The sequence below is a fragment of the Pseudomonas tehranensis genome, assembly GCF_014268615.1.
GTDB classification, from domain to species: Bacteria; Pseudomonadota; Gammaproteobacteria; order Pseudomonadales; family Pseudomonadaceae; genus Aquipseudomonas; species Aquipseudomonas tehranensis.
Genome location: NZ_JABWQV010000022.1, coordinates 1 through 17,509 on the forward strand (window position 1 = coordinate 1; position 17,509 = coordinate 17,509).

Consider the following 17,509-nt stretch of genomic DNA (forward strand, 5'->3'; position numbering starts at 1 on the left):
GAGCGGGCTTGCTCGCGAAAGCGGTGGCACGGTCAGCATCAACTTTGAATCTGCCGACGCCTTCGCGAGCAAGCCCGCTCCCACAGTGACTTCGCTGGTCATGAAAAACTGTGCGTGCCTGCTCGCGATTACGGCGTGACAAGCCCATTATTTTCGATCGACACTGCGCTACCGCAAGCAAACTCGTTCCACCAGGAGGCGATGCTGGCCCATGTACCCCACGCTCACGTCCTTCGCCCCCTGCGATTTGCCTACCCTGCTCAACAGCCTGCAACCCATCGCGCCGTTGCTCGACACCCTGTCGGACGTGGTGTTTTTCATCAAGGACAGCCAAGCCCGCTATGCCTTCGTCAACCAGACCCTGGCCCGGCGTTGCGGCTTCAAACAAAGCGGTGACCTGCTGGGCCTCACCGCCGAACAGGTCTTTCCCGAGCGTTTCGGCCCGTTGTACACCGAGCAGGACCGACGGGTGCTGGCCAGCGGCCGGGAACTGGCCGACCAGCTCGAACTGCACCTGTACTACGGCAACCAGCCGGTGTGGTGCCTGACTCATAAACTCGCCCTGCACCAGCCCAACGGCCAGATCGTCGGCCTGGCCGGGATTTCCCGGGACCTGCAACTGCCCCAGTCGAGTCACCCCGCGTTCCACAAGCTGGCGGCGGTGGATGCTCATATCAAGCAGCACTTCGCCCACCCCATCAGCCTTGCCGACCTGACCGCCATCGCCGGGTTGTCGGTGGCGCAGTTGGAGCGCCACTGCAAACGCATCTTCCAGCTCACGCCCCGGCAGATGATTCACAAGGCACGGTTGGAAGAAGCCTCGCGGTTGTTACTGGACCATGACCTGCCCATCACCGAAATCGCCTTGCGCTGCGGGTACACCGATCACAGCGCGTTCAGCCGGCAGTTCCGTGCCTTGACCAGCCTTTCGCCCAGCCAGTATCGCGAAAATCAGCGCTGACCGGTGTTCCCTGGCGGGGCATGGCGCTGTCCGATTGCTCCCATCTGTAACATCGCGTTGAAGCGCTGCACGGGCCCTGTCGCAACCGAAAATCTTTTAACGCATGCACATCAACACCTTACCGAGACCTGCTGACTCAACCTCAAATCGGCACGCTGCTTGCTTTATCTAATATCGTATACGAAATCCTCAATACGATATTTCATCCGCATTTATTCGACAGCGAGGCATTTATGAAAAACTCTGCATTGGCTGTAGCCCTGAGCGTTGCCCTCACGCCCCTTTTCATCGCCCCCGCTCAAGCCGACAAACTCGACGACATCATCGGCTCCGGCACACTGCGCTGCGCCGTGACCCTGGACTTCCCGCCCATGGGTTTTCGTGACGCTGGCAATAAACCTGCTGGTTTTGACGTGGACTATTGCCACGACCTGGCGAAAGTCCTCGGCGTGGAACCCGAAGTGGTGGAAACACCGTTCCCGGACCGGATCCCGGCGCTTGTTTCCGGCCGTGCGGACGTGATCGTCGCCTCAACCTCCGACACTCTGGAGCGGGCCAAGACCGTGGGCCTGACCGTGCCCTACTTCGCGTTTCAGATGGTGGTGCTGACCCGCGACGATACCGGCATCAACAGCTACGACGACCTCAAAGGCAAACCTCTGGGTAACACCAGCGGCACCTACGAAGCCATCGCCCTGGAAAAAGACCAGAAGAGTTGGGGCAGCGGCAGTTTCCGCGCCTATCAGTCGCAGAACGACACGCTGCTGGCCGTCGCCCAAGGACACATCGATGCGACCGTGGTGACCAACACCGTGGCGGCCGCGACCCTCAAGTCGGGCAAGTACAAGAACCTGAAAATCGCCGGCAACGCGCCCTATGTCATCGACTACGTGTCCCTGGGCGCCAAGCGCAACGAGTACGGCCTGATCAACTACCTCAACCTCTTCGTCAATCAGCAGGTGCGCACTGGCCGTTACAAGGAGTTGTTCGTCAAATGGGTGGGCACCGACATCCCGCCGGCCGACCTGGTGGTGCCGCAGGTTTACTACTGAGGATTGGAGCATGCCAAGCACGCCTACCCGTGTGACGGGCCGAAGTCTGGTGGAGGGTGCCGCCCAGGGCGCCCTGCTGTACGCCGATGTGGGCCTGAGTTTCTGGGGCGGGGTCGATCCGGCCAGCGGCGAGGTCATTGACCGCCATCATCCGTTGAGCGGCGAACGCCTGGCCGGGCGCGTGCTGGCGATTCCCAGCGGGCGTGGCTCCTGCACCGGCAGCAGCGTGCTGATGGAGATGATCAGTAACGGTCATGCCCCTGCGGCCCTGGTGCTGGCCGAGGCAGATGAAATCCTGACCCTGGGCGTGTTGGTGGCGCAGGTGATTTTCCAGCGCTCCCTGCCGGTGATGTGTGTCGGGCGCGAGGCCTTCAACCGGTTGCGCGGTCAGGGTTTTGTGCGCATTGAAGGCGCTTGCCTGACCTTGTCGGGTCAGCGCCCCAACGATGGCTGGCATGGGCTGGACTTTCCAACCCCCGCGCTCAACTGTTCAACCATCAGCCTCAGCGAAGAGGACCAGGCGCTGCTCGACGGCAGCCACGGCAAGGCGGCCCAGGTCGCGATGCACATTGTATTGCGCATGGCCGAGATCCAGGGCGCCACACAACTGTTGGATGTGACCCAGGCCCACATTGATGGCTGCATCTATACCGGCCCGGCCAGCCTGCGTTTTGCCGAACAACTGGTGCAGTGGGGGGCGAAGGTGCGCGTTCCCACCACGCTCAATTCGATTTCCGTGGACCAGCGGCGCTGGCGGGAGCTGGGCGTCGACCCTGCCCTGGGTGAGCCGGCCAGTGCTTTGGGTGATGCCTACATGGCAATGGGTGCGCAGTTGAGTTTCACCTGTGCCCCCTACCTGCTCGACAGTGCGCCCAAGGCTGGCGAACAAATCGTCTGGGCCGAATCCAACGCCGTGGTCTACGCCAACAGCGTGCTCGGTGCCCGCACGCAGAAGTACCCGGACTTCCTGGACATCTGCATCGCCCTCTGCGGCCGTGCGCCATTGACCGGCTGCCATCTTGACGCGCAGCGCAAAGCCGCGCTGATTATCGATGTGCCGCCGTTGGGGTCCGTGGACGACAGCTTCTATCCGCTGCTGGGTTATCACATCGGCAGCCTGACAGGCCGTCGCATTCCACTGATCCGCGGCCTGGAGCACGCCACCCCCACGCGGGATGACTTGAAAGCCTTCGGCGCCGCGTTCGCCACCACCAGCGCCGCGCCGCTGTTCCACATCGCCGGGGTGACGCCCGAGGCCCTCGACCCTGCCGACGTCCTGGCACCAGGTATCAGCTTGGCGCAGGACACTGTCAGCGCTGCCGGCCTGCTCGCCAGTTGGCGCGAACTCAACAGCGCCCGGCACCGCCATGTGGACGTGGTCTCCCTGGGTAACCCGCATTTTTCCCTCAGCGAATTTGCCGCCCTGTCGGCCCTGTGCGCAGGCCGCCACAAACATCCGGATGTGGTGCTGGCGATCACCTGTGGCCGAGCGGTACTGGAACAGGCTCGCGAGGCGGGCCACCTGCAGGCCATCGAAGCCTTCGGCGCGCTCCTGGTCACCGACACCTGCTGGTGCATGTTGGGCGAGCCGGTCATCCCGCCCCACGCCACCACCCTGATGACCAACTCCGGTAAATATGCCCATTACGCGCCGGGTCTGGTCGGTCGCGGCGTGCACTTTGCCTGCCTCGCGCAATGCGTTGAAGCCGCGTGCAGCGCAACGGCCAGCGGTCAACCGCCGACGTGGCTGCAACCAACTGTCCATACGGGGAGGCTGACCGATGTTTGACTACAGTTTCCAGTGGCGCCCGGCCTTGCGTGCCCTGCCCGACATGCTCGCCGGGGCCTGGGTCACTTTCGAGACCGCGGCGCTGTCGATGATCTTCGGCGTGCTGATCGCCCTGGTGCTGACGGTGATGCGCCAGGCCCGCCATCCGCTGCTGCGCGGCGTGGGCAACGGCTGGGTGTCGATCGCCCGCAATACGCCTTCGCTGTTCCAGATCTACATCCTCTACTTCGGCCTCGGCTCTCTCGGGCTGCACGTCAGTTCCTGGCTGGCGTTGCTGGCCGGGATCACCTTCAACAACGCCGGTTACCTGGCGGAAAACTTTCGCGGCGGCCTCAAGGCTGTGCCGAGTACGCAGATGCGCGCCGCCCGCTCCCTGGGCATGAGCGCCTGGCAGGCCTACCTAATGATCATCGTCCCGCAATTGCTGCGCATTGTGTTCTACCCGCTGACCAACCAGATGGTCTGGGCGGTGCTGATGACCTCCCTGGGTGTGGTCGTGGGCCTGAACAACGACCTCACCGGCGTCACTCAGGAATACAACGTCAAGACCTTCCGCACCTTCGAATACTTCGCCCTCGCGGCGCTGCTGTACTACCTGATCGCCAAGCTGATCGTCGGGCTGGCCCGGCTGTTGTCCTGGCGCCTGTTTCGTTATTGAGGTCTCGTCATGTTTGAAACAAGCCTCACCCTTAACGACCTGCTGTTCTTGCTCGACGGGGCCTGGGTCACGCTGCAACTGACCGTGTGGTCGATCCTGCTGGGCACCCTGGCCGGCTTGCTGTTCGGCCTGCTGCGGGCCTTGTTGCCTCGGGCCAGCCTGCCATTGGCCTGGGTACTGGACGTGTTTCGCAGCGTGCCGCTGCTGATCCAGTTCGTGCTGTTCAACGCCCTCAAGAGCATCGTCGGCCTGAACCTGAGCGCCTTCGCGGTCGGTTGCATCGTGCTCGGCGTCTACGCTGCCGCCTACTTCACCGAGATCGTGCGCGGTGGGGTGCTGGCGGTGCCGTTGAGTACCCGGCGGGCCAGCCGCTCCCTGGGCCTGAGTTACCTGCAGGATCTGCGCTACATCGTCCTGCCGATTGCCACGCGGGTCGCATTCCCTGGCTGGCTGAACCTGGTCTTGGGCGTGATGAAAGACACCGCGCTGGTGATGTGGATCGGCATTGTCGAACTGCTGCGCGCCTCGCAAACCATCGTCACCCGCATCCAGGAACCGCTGCTGGTGCTGTGCATCGCGGGCCTCATTTACTACGTCATGAGCCTGGTGGTCGCCCGCCTTGGCGCACGTCTGGAAAGAAGGTGGCAGGAAAATGATTGAGATCGAGAACGTACACAAATCCTTCGGCGACCTGGAAGTGGTCAAGGGCGTGAGCCTGACGGTGGACAAAGGGGAAGTGGTGTCGATCATCGGCGGCTCTGGCTCCGGCAAATCGACCCTGCTGATGTGCATCAACGGCCTGGAGCCGATCCACAAAGGCAGCATCCGCGTGGACGGCATCGAGGTTCATGACCGCACCACCGACCTGAACCGCTTACGGCAGAAGATCGGCATCGTGTTCCAGCAATGGAACGCTTTCCCCCATCTGACGGTGCTGGAAAACGTGATGCTGGCGCCTCGCAAAGTGCTGGGCAAAAGCAAGCAGGAGGCCGAAGCGCTGGCGCTGCAACAGCTGGAGCATGTGGGCCTGGGAGACAAGCTCAAGGCCTTCCCCGGCAAGCTTTCCGGTGGTCAACAACAGCGCATGGCGATCGCCCGAGCCCTGGCGATGTCGCCGGACTACATGCTCTTCGACGAAGCCACCTCGGCCCTGGACCCGCAATTGGTGGGCGAAGTGCTGGACACCATGCGCATGCTCGCCGAAGACGGCATGACCATGGTGCTGGTGACCCACGAGATCCGCTTCGCCCGGGACGTGTCCGACCGCGTGGCGTTTTTCTGCGACGGACGGGTCCATGAGATCGGGCCGCCGGATCAGGTGATTGGCAACCCTGTGCAGCCGGAGACGGCGGCGTTTCTCAAGTCGGTGAAATAGCCAATGGCCCCATCGCGAGCAGGCTCGCTCCCACATTGTTCTGTGAACGCCACAGACCTCTGTGGAAGCAAGGCTTTCCCCACATTTATTTGTGGACGCCACAGAACGCTGTGGGAGCAAGGCTTCCCCCACATTGATTTGTGGACGCCACAGAACACTGTGGGAGCAAGGCTTGCCCGCGATGATGCCCTACAGGACAACACAAGGATTTGACTCATGCGCTCATCGAAAATCATCCATATCGTCAGCTGCCACGCCGAAGGCGAAGTCGGCGATGTGATCGTCGGCGGCGTCGCACCACCGCCCGGCGCCACCGTATGGGAACAGTCACGCTGGATCGCCCAGGACCAGACCCTGCGTAACTTCGTGCTTAACGAGCCCCGTGGTGGCGTGTTCCGTCACGTCAACCTGCTGGTGCCCGCCAAAGACCCACGGGCGCAGATGGCCTGGATCATCATGGAACCGGCCGACACACCGCCGATGTCCGGTTCCAACTCGTTGTGCGTCGCCACCGTATTGCTGGACAGCGGCATCCTGCCCATGACCGAACCCCAGACGCGCTTGGTCCTCGAAGCTCCCGGCGGGCTGATCGAAGCGGTGGCCGACTGTCGTGACGGCAAAGTCCAGCGGGTGGAAATCAGGAACGTGCCCTCCTTCGCCGACCGCCTCGATGCCTGGATCGAAGTCGAGGGACTGGGATCGGTGCAGGTGGACACCGCCTACGGCGGCGACAGTTTCGTCATCGTCGACGCCCAGCGCCTGGGTTTTGCCATCCGCCCCGATGAAGCGGCCGAGTTGGTGGCCGTGGGGCTGAAAATCACCCGGGCCGCCAACGAACAACTGGGCTTTGTCCATCCGTTGAACCCTGACTGGTCGCATATCTCGTTTTGCCAGATCGCCGCGCCCATCGCCCTGGAGAACGGCATCGCCAGCGGTGCCAACGCCGTGGTGATCCAGCCCGGCAAGATCGATCGCTCGCCCACCGGCACCGGTTGCTCGGCGCGCATGGCGGTGTTGCATGCCAAGGGGTTGATGCAAGTGGGGGAGCGCTTCATCGGCCGCTCGATCATCGGCTCCGAGTTCCACTGCCGTATCGATTCACTGACCGAAGTGGCCGGGCGCCCGGCGATTTATCCGTGTATCGCCGGACGCGCGTGGATCACCGGCACGCATCAACTGTTGCTGGATCCAGAAGACCCGTGGCCGCAAGGGTATCGGCTTTCAGACACCTGGCCTGGCGCATGACTTTCGAACTTTGCACATCCCTGTGGCGAGGGAGCTTGCTCCCGCTGGGTCGCGAAGCGGCCCTCTGGATTTGCCTGACACCCCGAGTTGCCAGGTAGTTATTGGGGTCGCTTCGCAGCCCAGCGGGAGCAAGCTCCCTCGCCACAAAAGCTCTGTATTCGACTCAACTTTACCTACGTATATGAGAAATACCCTTAACCACCGGAGACAACCATGAGCAAACGCATCAACTGGAGCGGCGTATTCCCCGCCGTCACCACGCAGTTCAACGATGACTTTTCCATCAACCTGGAAAAAACCCATCAAGTGATTTCCAACGTCATTCGCGACGGTGTGTCAGGCCTGGTGGTCTGCGGTTCGGTGGGGGAAAACACCTCCCTGAGTGCCGAGGAAAAAATCGCCGTGACCGAAGTGGCGGTGGACGCTTCCCGGGGTCGGGTGCCGGTGATCTGCGGCGTGGCCGAGTTCACCAGCGTGCAGGCGGCCAAGGTCGCCAACGCCGTGCGCAAGGTCGGTGTCGACGGGGTGATGCTGATGCCGGCGCTGGTCTATGGCTCCAAGCCGTTCGAGACCGCCGAGCATTTCCGCTACGTGGCCCGGCATGCCGACGTGCCGTTGATGGTCTACAACAACCCGCCGATCTACAAGAATGACGTGACCCCGGACATCCTGATTTCCCTGGCTGATTGCGACAACGTGGTGTGTTTCAAGGATTCGTCCGGCGACACCCGGCGTTTCATCGACGTGCGCAATGAGGTCGGCGACCGCTTTGTGTTGTTTGCCGGCCTGGACGACGTGGTGCTGGAAAGCTTGGCGGTGGGTGCCGAAGGTTGGGTCTCGGGGATGTCCAACGTGTTCCCCCAAGAAGGCGAAACCATTTTCCGCCTGGCCCGCGCCGGACGTTTTGCCGAAGCAATGCCGATCTATGAATGGCTGATGCCGATCCTGCACCTGGACGCCCGCGCCGACCTGGTGCAGTGCATCAAACTGTGCGAAGCCATCGCCGGTCGCGGCAGCGCCCTCACCCGCCCACCGCGCCTGGCGCTGCCGGAGGAGGATCGCGTGTATGTCGAGCAGATCATGGCCAAGGCCCTGGCCAATCGGCCGGTGTTGCCGGATGTAGGGCTTTGACTGTAGGACATGGCGCTGACCGGCGGTGATAGCGCCGCCGCCATCGCGAGCAGGCTCGCTCCCACATTCACCACAAATCCCTGTGGGAGCGAGCCTGCTCGCGATAGCGGTTTGTCTGAATCGACTATGCTGGATGTGCCGCTATCATCGCGAGCAAGCTCACTCCCACAAGGTGCCCCATGAACTATTTCCTGGCCCAGGCCCTGAACAACCAATGGGCCAACCACAGGTTGCTCGGCGCCTGCGCGCAGTTGAGCGAGGCCGAATACGAGGCGCCGCGCACGGGGTTCTTCCCGTCCATCCAGGCCACGCTTTGCCACATCCTGGAGGTGGACCGCTATTACCTCACTGCTCTGGAAGGCGACCGTGACGGCCAGATAAAGGACTTCTCCCAGACGCTGGCCTTTGCGGCACTGAGGCACAACCAAACTCAAACCGACCAGCGGCTGGTGGCATTTTGCGAAGCCCTGCGGGAAAAAGACCTCGCCCGCTTCGTCGATCTGGTGCGTGCCGAAGGTGTGGTGCGCGAACGAATCGACCGGCTGCTGTTGCACCTGTTCGAACATCAGATCCATCATCGCGGACAGGTCCACACCATGCTCAGTGCCACCCACGTCAAACCGCCGCAACTCGATGAATTCTTCCTCGACTGCGACCGCAGGTTTCGCGCAGCAGAGGAGCAGGCACTGCAGCTCGGCGAAGACCGCGTCTGGCGCAACTACCTGCCGGGCTGAACCGATGATCCAACAGGAGACCTGCCATGAAACACATACTCGGTTGCATCGGCTTCTCGTTGATGCTGGTGGCAACGACCGCCCTGGCCCATCACGGCTGGAGCGAGTACAACACTGACAATCCCCTGCAACTCAACGGAACGATAGAAGAATCCGGCTATTCGCACCCCCATGGCTTCGTGCGCCTGAAAACGCCGGACAAAACCTGGACCGTGGTCCTCGCCCCGCCATCACGCATGGAGAACCGGGGCCTGAGCAAGGACATGCTCAAGCCTGGCAACCAGGTGGGTGTGGCCGGCTATCCCAACCGCAACAAACCCGATGAGTTGCGCGCAGAACGCATCACCGTCGACAACAAGACCGTCGAGTTGCGCTGATGCAGGCCCTCGAGGCAGGCAACGACCCGCAAGGCTGGTTGGACCGGCTGGAGGGTTCAGCCTTGGCGCAGGCCATGCGCGGCGAACTGTGGCTCTACCCGTCGGTTGAGGTGGTACACATCATCGGGTTTTCGCTGTTGGTGGGCGCGGTGGTGATGTTCGATTTGCGGGTGCTGGGGGTATCCAAGGGCATTGCCGTGACGGCGTTGGCCCGCCACCTACTGCCCTGGGCCCTTGCGGCCCTGCTGTTGATCGTGCCCGCCGGCTTGCTGATGTTCAGCGCCCATCCCCATGACTTCGCCGGCAACGGCGTGTTTATCCTCAAGCTGAGCCTGATTGCCGCAGCGGGCCTCAACGCCTTGGTGTTTCACCTCGGTATTTATCGCACGGTCAGCCAATGGAACACCGCCAGCGCGGCACCCGGACTGGCAAAAGCGCAGGCGGTGCTGTCTGTGGCGATATGGTTCACGGTGGTGTTGTGTGGGCGCTTGCTGGCTTACACCTGAGATAAAAAATGCGATGGCCGCTTGCCGGCCATCGCCAATCGCCCAGCTCGGGCGCGCTCAGATCCTTGCAGGTGACACGATAATCTTCACGTTGTGCTCCTTGTTGTTGACCAGTTCCTCGAACCCCTGGCCAACGATCTGCTCCAGCTGGATTCGCCCGGTCACCAGCGGCGAGATGTCCAGGCGCCCATCGGCGATGAAGGCGATCACGTCAGCGAACTCACCGTTATAGGCCAGCGCACCGAGCACCTGCTTTTCGGTGGACACCAGCTCGAAGAAGTTGAATTGGCTGGGCTCCTCGAAAATCCCCACCAGCACACATTTGCCGGCCTTGCGGATCAGGTCGATGGCGAGTTTGGCGGTGTGTTTGTTGCCGATGCACTCGAAGCTGACATCGGCGCCGAGGCCAGCGGTCAGGCGACGGACTTCGGCCAGGGCGTCGCACTCGTTCGGATCGATCACATGGCTGGCACCCACTTCCAGGGCCTTGGCTTTGCGCGCGCCGGACATCTCCAGGGCAATCACCTGCGCCGCGCCGGCAGCCTTGGCGCACATGATGGTGCACAGGCCAATAGTACCGGCGCCGACCACCACCACGTTCTGGCCCAACAGGCTGCCGGCCTTTTTCACCGCATGCATACCCACTGCCAACGGCTCGATCAGCGCGCCGGCTTCGGCGGGAAAATCAGCTGGCAATTTGTAAAGCAGGTTGGCCGGTACATTGACCAGTTCGGCAAACGCACCGTTGTTCATCAGCCCGGTGAACGCCAGGTTTTCGCAGATGTTGTAGAGTCCGTGGGTGCAGTAATAGCAGGTGCCGCAATGCTGGCAAGCATCGGCCGCCACCGGCTCACCGACGCTGAAACCCTCGACACCGGCCCCAAGCTCGACGATTTCACCGCAGAATTCATGGCCGAGGATGCACTGGCCCTTGATGCCGGTCAGCGGATGCGGTGCGTCCACCGGAATAAACACCGGACCGGCCACATATTCATGCAGGTCAGAGCCACAGATGCCGCACCATTGCACGCGAATCTGCACCCAACCGGCCGGCGGCGAAATGGGCAGCGGCACGTCTTCGACGCGGATGTCGTTGCGGCCATGCCAGACAGCGGCGCGCATGCTGCGGGTAGGCTTGATTGAAACGTTCATAGGGTTGCCTCCAGAATTTTGTAGGGGCGACGAATCACCTCGCCGCCCGCCCGATCAATGCTGCTCAATGAACTCGAGGATCAGCCGGTTGACCTGCTCGGCCGCTTCCATTTGCACCATGTGCCCCTGGCCGGGCAGCACCTCCACCTGGGCATGCAGCCCGTCGCTGTGGGCCACCGGGATGATTGCGTCGTCGCTGCCCCAGATCACCAGGGTCGGCACCTCGCCGGCCTGCACCACTTCGCGCAAGTCCGTTTGCTGGCGACCGTCGGCGAACAGCGTCGCTGACAGTTGCAGCAGCGCTGCGTCTACGCCCTCCAGGCGCTTGTACTTGAGCATGTCATCGAGCATCTGCCGGTTGACCAGCTCGGCATTGGAGAACAGTTGCACCAGTTGCGGCTTGAGGGCGTTGCGGTTGGCCGCTTCGACAAAGCCTTTGAGGTAGCTGCCATTGATCTGCGCGCCCAGCCCGGCGCTGCCGATCAAGGTCAGCGACCGTACTCGCTGGGGCATCAGGCGCGCGGCGTTCAGCGACACCGCCCCACCCATGGAATGCCCCACCAGATGCACAGCGTTGATGTCCAGGTGATCGAGCAAGGCAAGCACCACCGCGCTCAGTTCGTCCAGGTCTCCGCGTTGCAGTGTCTTGGCGGATTCGCCGTGGCCCGGCAGGTCCAGCGCGATGACCCGACGCCCGGCCGCCAACGCCTCGTGGTTGAACAGCCAGTTGTTCAGGTCGCCGCCAAAACCATGCACCAGCAGCAGCGGCGTGCCGCCCTCGCCACGCTCGAAAAAGCGGATCACCCGGCCGTCCAGTTCGATTTTCTGAGGTTTCGGGCCACTGTCTTCGTCGGCAGCGTCGCCGGGCACAAAGGTCGATTGGAACTGCTCAATGACCGCATCGATCTCGGCATCGCTGGCTTCGCCGTCGACGACAATGCCGAGCAAGGCGCCGACCGCCAGGGTTTCATCCTGCCGGGCGACCTGTCGGCGCAATATCCCGGAAAAGGGTGCTTCGACACTGCTGGAGATCTTGTCGGTTTCCACGTCCAGCACTTCATCACCCTTGGTGATGGCCTGGCCCTGCTCCTTGAGCCAGGCATCGACCCGGCCCTCGGTCATCGACAGGCCCCACTTGGGCATGGTCAGGGTATGAATCTGGCTCATCAGCGCTTGCTCCACTCGATCACGTTGAGCACGGCTTGTTCGATCTTCGCCGCGTCAGGGATGTACAGGTCTTCCAGGGCATCGGAGAACGGCACCGGGGTATGGGGCGCGGTGACCATTTCGATCGGTGCCTTGAGCGCGCCGAAGGCTTTTTGCGCGACCAGCGCCGAGATGTCCGTGGCCATGGAACAGCGCGGGTTGGCCTCATCGATGACCACCAGACGCCCGGTCTTCTCCACGCTTTCGAGGATGCTGTCCTCGTCCATCGGGCTGGTGGTGCGCAGGTCGATGACCTCGCAGTCGATGCCGCGCCCGGCCAGGCTGCGCGCGGCGTCCATCGCGGTGTTGACCATGCGCCCGTACGAGACCAGGGTCACGTCCTTGCCGTCGCGCAGGAAGTTGGCCTCGCCGAAAGGAATGGTATAGAGCTCTTCCGGCACCTCGCCCTGCATGCTGTAGAGCAACTTGTGCTCGCAGAAGATCACCGGGTCGTTGTCGCGAATGGCCTGGATCAGCAGGCCCTTGGCGTCGTAGGGCGACGACGGGCACACCACTTTCAGCCCCGGGATGTGCGTCCACAGGGAGGTGAGCATCTGCGAATGCTGGGCGGCGGCGCGCAGACCGGCACCGACCATGGTACGGATCACCAGCGGCGTGGAGGCCTTGCCGCCGAACATGTAGCGAAACTTCGCCGCCTGGTTGAGGATCTGGTCCAGGCAGCACCCGGCAAAGTCGACGAACATCAGTTCGCACACCGGGCGCACGCCGCAGGTCGCCGCCCCGACCGCCGCACCGACGTAACCGATTTCCGACAGCGGCGTATCCAGCACACGCCCGGGGAACTGGTCGTAAAGCCCCTTGGTGACGCCGAGCACACCGCCCCAGGCGTCGTTTTCACCGGGCGCACCGGCGCCACCGGCGACGTCCTCGCCCATGATGAAGACGCTGGCGTCGCGGCGCATTTCCTGGGCCAAGGCTTCGTTGATTGCCTGCTGATAGCTGATTTTTCTCGCCATGATGGGATTCTCTATTCTTGTTTTATCAGGAGCGCTTGATGAAGGCGTTCAGGGATAGGAGACGTAGACGTCGGTCAGCAGGTCCGCCGCCGTGGGCTTGGGATCGGACTTGGCCTTGTACACCGCGTTTTCGATCAGCTGTTCCACTTCCTTGTCGATCTGGTCCAACTGCTCGGCCGCCAGCAGCCCGGACCGGGTGGTGCGTTCGCGAAACTGCATCAGGCAGTCCTGATTTTCACGGAAATGCTTGACCTCATCGGGAGCCCGGTAGGTCTGTGCGTCACCTTCGAAGTGGCCGTAATAGCGGGTCAGCTTGACCTCGATCAGTGACGGCCCTTCCCCGGCCCGGGCGCGCTCGACGGCGGCCCCGGCCGCTTCATGGACGGCGAAGAAGTCAAAGCCATCCACCGTCACCCCGGGCATGCCGAAGCCGGCGGCGCGGTCAGCGATGTGATCGCAGGCCACCGACCAATTGGACGCGGTGGCTTCGGCGTAGCCATTGTTTTCCGCGATGAACAGGCACGGCAGGTTCCACACCGAGGCCATGTTCATGGCTTCGAACACCGCGCCTTCGTTGGAACCGCCGTCACCAAAGAACACCACGGCGACGCTGTCGGTGCCCTTGAGCCGAGCGGCCAGCGCGGCGCCCACCACCAGGGGCGCGCCGGCACCAACAATGCCATTGGCGCCGAGCATGCCTTTCTCGAAATCGGCGATGTGCATGGAGCCGCCCTTGCCTTGGCAGACGCCGGTCTTCTTGCCGTAGATCTCGGCCATCATTCCGTACACGTCCACGCCCTTGGCGATGCAATGGCCGTGGCCACGGTGGTTGGAGGCGATGCAATCGTCATCGCCCAAATGGGCCATGACGCCGGCGGCCGACGCCTCTTCGCCGGCATACAGGTGGACGAAGCCGGGGATCTCGCCGGTGGCGAATTCCACGTGCAGGCGCTCTTCGAAAGCGCGGATGGTGCGCATCACCTGGTAGGCGTGCAGCAGTTGATCGGGGGTGAGCGGTGTCGACATTTTTATTCTCCAGGGGTGTCTTGAAAGTTCAGGGGGTGTTGCGGGTGTTCGCGACCAATGGCCAAGAGACGCTGTTGCGCGGTGTAGGCCAGCACCGCGTTGACATCGATGCTCAGTGGGCCTGCGGCATCGAGGGTGACCGTGGGTCGGTCCTGGGCGTTGAATTCGATTTCCCGTTCGCCGTCCAGGGCCAGGGTGCCGCAGGACAGCGACAAGCCCTGGGGGACGCCAGGGGCCAAGGGGCCGGCGGCAAGCACGCCACAGCCTTGCAGCAAGCCGGGGGCCAGCGGCACCAGCAACGCCTCGGGCGATTGCGGGTCAAGGCGCATCCAGGCGCCGCCCGGTGCCTGGCGGGACACTGGAAACCACAAGCCGCACAGGGCTGACAGGCCGATGGATTGCGGTTCGGCAAAGGTCACAAAGACCTCGGCCAGGTCCGCCGCCCGGCTGATAGCCCGCGCACCGACAAAACGTAGCGGCGACACGGCGACATCCACCAGGGCGACTTCCCGCAAGCCGCGTTCGGGATCGCACACCAACAAGCGTTTGTTGCGGCGCAGGCCGATCTGCGCAGGTATCCGGCCGCTGGCGTACAACCCGCCGGCCAACCCGGCGCTGGTGGCTTCGCGCAGTTCGGGGAAGGCGTTGTTGGTGCCGGTGGACAGGGTCAGCAGCGGGATGTCGCCAACCTCAGCCGCCACAGCTTTGTGGGTACCGTCGCCGCCGAGCACGGCAATCAGCGCCACCTCGCGTTCGGCCATCAGCCGCGCGGCGCAACGCGTGTCTTCGACGGTCTGGCGCAAGGTCAGGTCAAGAAACTCCAGGGCCGGCCAATGGCTGCTGCGCGCCTGGCGGCTGTGGCTGTTTTTCAGAACGGCGGCGGCGATGCCGGTCATGTCGGTCGGCATCAAGACGTGCTCGATACCGGTGGCACCGAAGGCGGCCAGCAGCCGCTGGATCACCGAGACTTTGTCGGTGCTGGAAAACAACCCGGCGTTGGCGGTCAGGCGGCGAACATCGCGCCCCGAAGCCGGGTTGGCAATGATGCCCACGGTCAGTGGACGGCGGCTCATGGCGCCACCGCCAGTGGCTCAAATAAATGACCTGGGCAGCAACACCCTCGGTGCAAAGACATAGAACACCTCGTTTTTATTATTGGAAGGCCGACCGGGCCGGTTGCAGACGCTAGAGCAAGGGCGGTGCCAGTTGTCTATAAAAGCGCCGAAACGCCCGGAACAGAGCCTTCCGGACGCGTGCCAGGATGGAAGTCACCCAGGCGCTGTGAGACGCGACATGTCAGCCTGCACGAGGTTCTGTCGAGACACTGAGACGTGGCGTCTCACCCCGGCTGGTGCGTTTCACCGTGCTTGTCTGCGATCGACGATCGGCGCTTAATGAGCGCACAACGATAAGAAGCTGAAACGGAGGCCCTATGCTTTCCGCACACTCCCGGGCGCATGTGGATTGCGTCAGCCGCGTGGTAAAAAACGCGGACCGATTGCCACAACTGCCGGTCCCGGACCTGATCCTCGACTCCTGGCGTCGCTCCATGGAGCAACATCACCTGGACCCCGGCTCGCTGCAGGGCCCGCGCATCCTTTCCGAGGACGTGCTCAAGCAATGCCGCGAGCGCTCCGAGCTGTTCCTCAATATCGCCAGTGAAGAAGTGGCACGCCTGCATGGTCGGGTGCGTGACGCCGACTACTGTGTGCTGCTGACCGATGCCCAGGGCCAGACCATCGATTACCGGGTGGAAACCACCCTTCGCAATGACTGCCGCAAGGCCGGGCTGTACCTGGGCACCTGCTGGTCGGAGGGGGAAGAAGGCACCTGCGGCGTGGCCGCGGTGCTCACGGCCAAAACCCCGGTGACGGTGCACAAGCGCGATCATTTCCGGGCGGCGTTCATCGGCCTGACCTGCTCCGCCGCGCCGGTTTTCGACCCGCAAGGACAGTTGCTCGGAGTTCTGGACGTCTCGGCGGTGCGTTCACCGGATGATCGACGCTCACAACATCTGATCCGGCAGATGGTGGTCCAGAGCGCTCGGGAAATCGAACAGGCTTTTTTCATGAGCAGCGCCCAGGGCTACTGGGTGCTGCGGGCCCATCGCAACGCCGGCTACGTCGACAGTCAGCCGGACTTGCTGTTCGCCTGGGACGACGACGGTTGCCTGCAAGCCCTGAACCCTGCCGCCCGCCAGCACCTGTTGCAACACTTCGGCCAACTGCCGCGACACATCAGCCAGGTTTTCGACCAGCAACAGCTGCACCGTGCCCGCGACGAACATCTTTATCCTTTTTCCAGCCCCGGCATCGAAGCGCTTTTGCATGGTCGCTTGAGCGCGCCGCGACAGCGGGCCAATCCGCGCCCGCGGGTGGCAATGACCCCGGTGGAACTGGACCCTCGATTGGCCGACAGCCTGCGCCTGGCGGTGCGGGTCAAGGATCGCAACTTGCCGGTACTGATCCAGGGTGAAACCGGCTCCGGCAAGGAGGTGTTTGCCCGCCAACTGCATCAGGCCAGCCAGCGCCATGACCGGCCGTTCGTGGCATTGAATTGCGCGGCGATCCCTGAAAGCCTGATCGAAAGCGAGTTGTTCGGCTATGTGGCCGGGGCCTTCACCGGGGCCTCGGCCAAAGGTATGCAGGGCCTGCTGCAACAGGCCGATGGCGGCACGCTGTTTCTGGATGAAATCGGGGACATGCCCCTGGCTTTGCAGACGCGCCTGTTGCGGGTATTGGCCGAAGGTGAAGTGGCGCCGCTGGGTGCATCACGGCGCAGGGCCGTGGATATTCAGGTGATCTGCGCCACCCACCGCGACCTGGAGGCATTGGTCGCCGCCGGCGGGTTTCGCGAAGATCTGTACTTTCGTCTGGGTGGCGCCCGCTTCCAACTGCCGCCGCTGCGTGAGCGCAGTGATCGCCTAGCGTTGATCAACCGCCTCCTTGAGGAGGAATCGGCGCTGTGCGGGGGGATGGTGCAACTGAGCGGCGCGGCCCTGGAATGCCTGCTCGGCTATCACTGGCCAGGCAATATCCGCCAGTTGCGCCATGTGCTGCGCTACGCCTGCGCGGTGAGCGAAGCGAGTGTGATCCAGCTCAGTCATCTGCCCGAGTCATTGCACAGCGCAGACGCGCCTGCGCAAGCCCCGCAACCCAGCGCCAGCCCGGAGCGTCAGGTACTGCTCGATGCACTGGTGCGTCATCGCTGGAAGCCCACCGCGGCGGCACGGTCGCTGGGCATTTCCCGAGCGACCCTGTATCGAAGGGTTCACCTGCATGGCATCGAAATGCCCGGCAGAAGCCCGGCGTGAAACAACG

At 63.1% G+C, this 17,509-nt stretch carries 17 protein-coding genes; 12 read left to right on the top strand and 5 right to left on the bottom strand.

From position 1 onward, the window contains the following. The first annotated feature begins 211 nt into the window (after positions 1 to 211). From HU811_RS06810 to HU811_RS06860, 11 genes are all read left to right on the top strand, one after another. Complete coding sequence (locus HU811_RS06810) at positions 212 to 961, top strand: AraC family transcriptional regulator (protein ID WP_186654819.1); 750 nt, start codon at positions 212 to 214, stop codon at positions 959 to 961. A gap of 233 nt (positions 962 to 1,194) precedes the next feature. Continuing rightward, positions 1,195 to 2,013, top strand: a complete 819-nt coding sequence (locus tag HU811_RS06815) for an ABC transporter substrate-binding protein (RefSeq protein WP_186654822.1) — start codon at positions 1,195 to 1,197, stop codon at positions 2,011 to 2,013. 10 nt (positions 2,014 to 2,023) lie between these two features. After that, positions 2,024 to 3,802: a cis-3-hydroxy-L-proline dehydratase gene (gene lhpI, locus HU811_RS06820; protein ID WP_186654824.1), complete on the top strand. Its 1,779-nt coding sequence runs from the start codon at positions 2,024 to 2,026 to the stop codon at positions 3,800 to 3,802. After that, positions 3,795 to 4,460 (top strand): amino acid ABC transporter permease, encoded by a 666-nt coding sequence (locus tag HU811_RS06825; RefSeq protein ID WP_186654826.1) that lies wholly within the window; start codon positions 3,795 to 3,797, stop codon positions 4,458 to 4,460. The genes lhpI and HU811_RS06825 overlap by 8 nt, the downstream gene beginning before the upstream one ends. 9 nt (positions 4,461 to 4,469) lie before the next feature. Next, on the top strand, positions 4,470 to 5,120 hold the full coding sequence (locus HU811_RS06830) for an amino acid ABC transporter permease (RefSeq protein ID WP_186654829.1): 651 nt from the start codon (positions 4,470 to 4,472) through the stop codon (positions 5,118 to 5,120). Further along, positions 5,113 to 5,835 (top strand): amino acid ABC transporter ATP-binding protein, encoded by a 723-nt coding sequence (locus HU811_RS06835; RefSeq protein ID WP_186654831.1) that lies wholly within the window; start codon positions 5,113 to 5,115, stop codon positions 5,833 to 5,835. Before HU811_RS06830 ends, HU811_RS06835 begins: the two co-directional genes overlap by 8 nt. Positions 5,836 to 6,051: 216 nt before the next feature. Continuing rightward, entirely contained in the window at positions 6,052 to 7,080 is a 1,029-nt protein-coding gene (locus HU811_RS06840) for a trans-3-hydroxy-L-proline dehydratase (protein ID WP_186654833.1), read from the top strand. A 213-nt stretch (positions 7,081 to 7,293) separates the two neighbouring features. Further along, positions 7,294 to 8,211, top strand: a complete 918-nt coding sequence (locus HU811_RS06845) for a dihydrodipicolinate synthase family protein (protein ID WP_135845314.1) — start codon at positions 7,294 to 7,296, stop codon at positions 8,209 to 8,211. 179 nt (positions 8,212 to 8,390) lie between these two features. Continuing rightward, positions 8,391 to 8,945 carry a DinB family protein gene (locus HU811_RS06850; RefSeq protein WP_186654836.1) on the top strand — a complete coding sequence of 185 codons (555 nt, stop codon included), beginning with the start codon at positions 8,391 to 8,393 and terminating at the stop codon, positions 8,943 to 8,945. A gap of 26 nt (positions 8,946 to 8,971) precedes the next feature. Continuing rightward, positions 8,972 to 9,322 (top strand): DUF6152 family protein, encoded by a 351-nt coding sequence (locus HU811_RS06855; RefSeq protein WP_092398727.1) that lies wholly within the window; start codon positions 8,972 to 8,974, stop codon positions 9,320 to 9,322. Beyond that, the gene (locus HU811_RS06860; RefSeq protein WP_186654838.1) at positions 9,322 to 9,828 is read left to right on the top strand and encodes a DUF6644 family protein; all 507 of its coding nucleotides are present in this window, start codon (positions 9,322 to 9,324) and stop codon (positions 9,826 to 9,828) included. The genes HU811_RS06855 and HU811_RS06860 overlap by 1 nt, the downstream gene beginning before the upstream one ends. 57 nt (positions 9,829 to 9,885) lie before the next feature. Here HU811_RS06860 and HU811_RS06865 read toward each other — a convergent pair whose 3' ends face one another. From HU811_RS06865 to HU811_RS06885, 5 genes are all read right to left on the bottom strand, one after another. Continuing rightward, positions 9,886 to 10,950 carry a 2,3-butanediol dehydrogenase gene (locus tag HU811_RS06865; protein ID WP_225248394.1) on the bottom strand — a complete coding sequence of 355 codons (1,065 nt, stop codon included), beginning with the start codon at positions 10,948 to 10,950 and terminating at the stop codon, positions 9,886 to 9,888. 84 nt (positions 10,951 to 11,034) lie between these two features. Continuing rightward, a complete protein-coding gene (locus tag HU811_RS06870) occupies positions 11,035 to 12,147 on the bottom strand; it encodes an acetoin dehydrogenase dihydrolipoyllysine-residue acetyltransferase subunit (protein WP_186654842.1) in 1,113 nt (370 codons plus the stop codon). After that, positions 12,147 to 13,163 carry an alpha-ketoacid dehydrogenase subunit beta gene (locus tag HU811_RS06875; RefSeq protein ID WP_092455482.1) on the bottom strand — a complete coding sequence of 339 codons (1,017 nt, stop codon included), beginning with the start codon at positions 13,161 to 13,163 and terminating at the stop codon, positions 12,147 to 12,149. Before HU811_RS06875 ends, HU811_RS06870 begins: the two co-directional genes overlap by 1 nt. A gap of 48 nt (positions 13,164 to 13,211) precedes the next feature. After that, entirely contained in the window at positions 13,212 to 14,189 is a 978-nt protein-coding gene (locus tag HU811_RS06880; protein WP_186654844.1) for a thiamine pyrophosphate-dependent dehydrogenase E1 component subunit alpha, read from the bottom strand. A 2-nt stretch (positions 14,190 to 14,191) separates the two neighbouring features. Next, positions 14,192 to 15,262 (bottom strand): ATP-NAD kinase family protein, encoded by a 1,071-nt coding sequence (locus tag HU811_RS06885; protein WP_186654847.1) that lies wholly within the window; start codon positions 15,260 to 15,262, stop codon positions 14,192 to 14,194. A gap of 359 nt (positions 15,263 to 15,621) precedes the next feature. On the opposite strand from HU811_RS06885, the gene HU811_RS06890 reads away from it, so the two are divergent. Beyond that, on the top strand, positions 15,622 to 17,502 hold the full coding sequence (locus HU811_RS06890; RefSeq protein WP_186654850.1) for a sigma-54-dependent Fis family transcriptional regulator: 1,881 nt from the start codon (positions 15,622 to 15,624) through the stop codon (positions 17,500 to 17,502). The last annotated feature ends 7 nt before the right edge of the window (positions 17,503 to 17,509 follow it).

Excerpts from the sequence above, each read along its gene's own strand:
- HU811_RS06810 (WP_186654819.1), top strand. The coding sequence starts at position 212 with ATGTACCCCACGCTCACGTCCTTCGCCCCCTGCGATTTGCCTACCCTG.
- HU811_RS06815 (WP_186654822.1), top strand. The coding sequence starts at position 1,195 with ATGAAAAACTCTGCATTGGCTGTAGCCCTGAGCGTTGCCCTCACGCCC.
- lhpI (WP_186654824.1), top strand. The coding sequence starts at position 2,024 with ATGCCAAGCACGCCTACCCGTGTGACGGGCCGAAGTCTGGTGGAGGGT.
- HU811_RS06825 (WP_186654826.1), top strand. The coding sequence starts at position 3,795 with ATGTTTGACTACAGTTTCCAGTGGCGCCCGGCCTTGCGTGCCCTGCCC.
- HU811_RS06830 (WP_186654829.1), top strand. The coding sequence starts at position 4,470 with ATGTTTGAAACAAGCCTCACCCTTAACGACCTGCTGTTCTTGCTCGAC.
- HU811_RS06835 (WP_186654831.1), top strand. The coding sequence starts at position 5,113 with ATGATTGAGATCGAGAACGTACACAAATCCTTCGGCGACCTGGAAGTG.
- HU811_RS06840 (WP_186654833.1), top strand. The coding sequence starts at position 6,052 with ATGCGCTCATCGAAAATCATCCATATCGTCAGCTGCCACGCCGAAGGC.
- HU811_RS06845 (WP_135845314.1), top strand. The coding sequence starts at position 7,294 with ATGAGCAAACGCATCAACTGGAGCGGCGTATTCCCCGCCGTCACCACG.
- HU811_RS06850 (WP_186654836.1), top strand. The coding sequence starts at position 8,391 with ATGAACTATTTCCTGGCCCAGGCCCTGAACAACCAATGGGCCAACCAC.
- HU811_RS06855 (WP_092398727.1), top strand. The coding sequence starts at position 8,972 with ATGAAACACATACTCGGTTGCATCGGCTTCTCGTTGATGCTGGTGGCA.
- HU811_RS06860 (WP_186654838.1), top strand. The coding sequence starts at position 9,322 with ATGCAGGCCCTCGAGGCAGGCAACGACCCGCAAGGCTGGTTGGACCGG.
- HU811_RS06865 (WP_225248394.1), bottom strand. The coding sequence starts at position 10,950 with ATGCGCGCCGCTGTCTGGCATGGCCGCAACGACATCCGCGTCGAAGAC.
- HU811_RS06870 (WP_186654842.1), bottom strand. The coding sequence starts at position 12,147 with ATGAGCCAGATTCATACCCTGACCATGCCCAAGTGGGGCCTGTCGATG.
- HU811_RS06875 (WP_092455482.1), bottom strand. The coding sequence starts at position 13,163 with ATGGCGAGAAAAATCAGCTATCAGCAGGCAATCAACGAAGCCTTGGCC.
- HU811_RS06880 (WP_186654844.1), bottom strand. The coding sequence starts at position 14,189 with ATGTCGACACCGCTCACCCCCGATCAACTGCTGCACGCCTACCAGGTG.
- HU811_RS06885 (WP_186654847.1), bottom strand. The coding sequence starts at position 15,262 with ATGAGCCGCCGTCCACTGACCGTGGGCATCATTGCCAACCCGGCTTCG.
- HU811_RS06890 (WP_186654850.1), top strand. The coding sequence starts at position 15,622 with ATGCTTTCCGCACACTCCCGGGCGCATGTGGATTGCGTCAGCCGCGTG.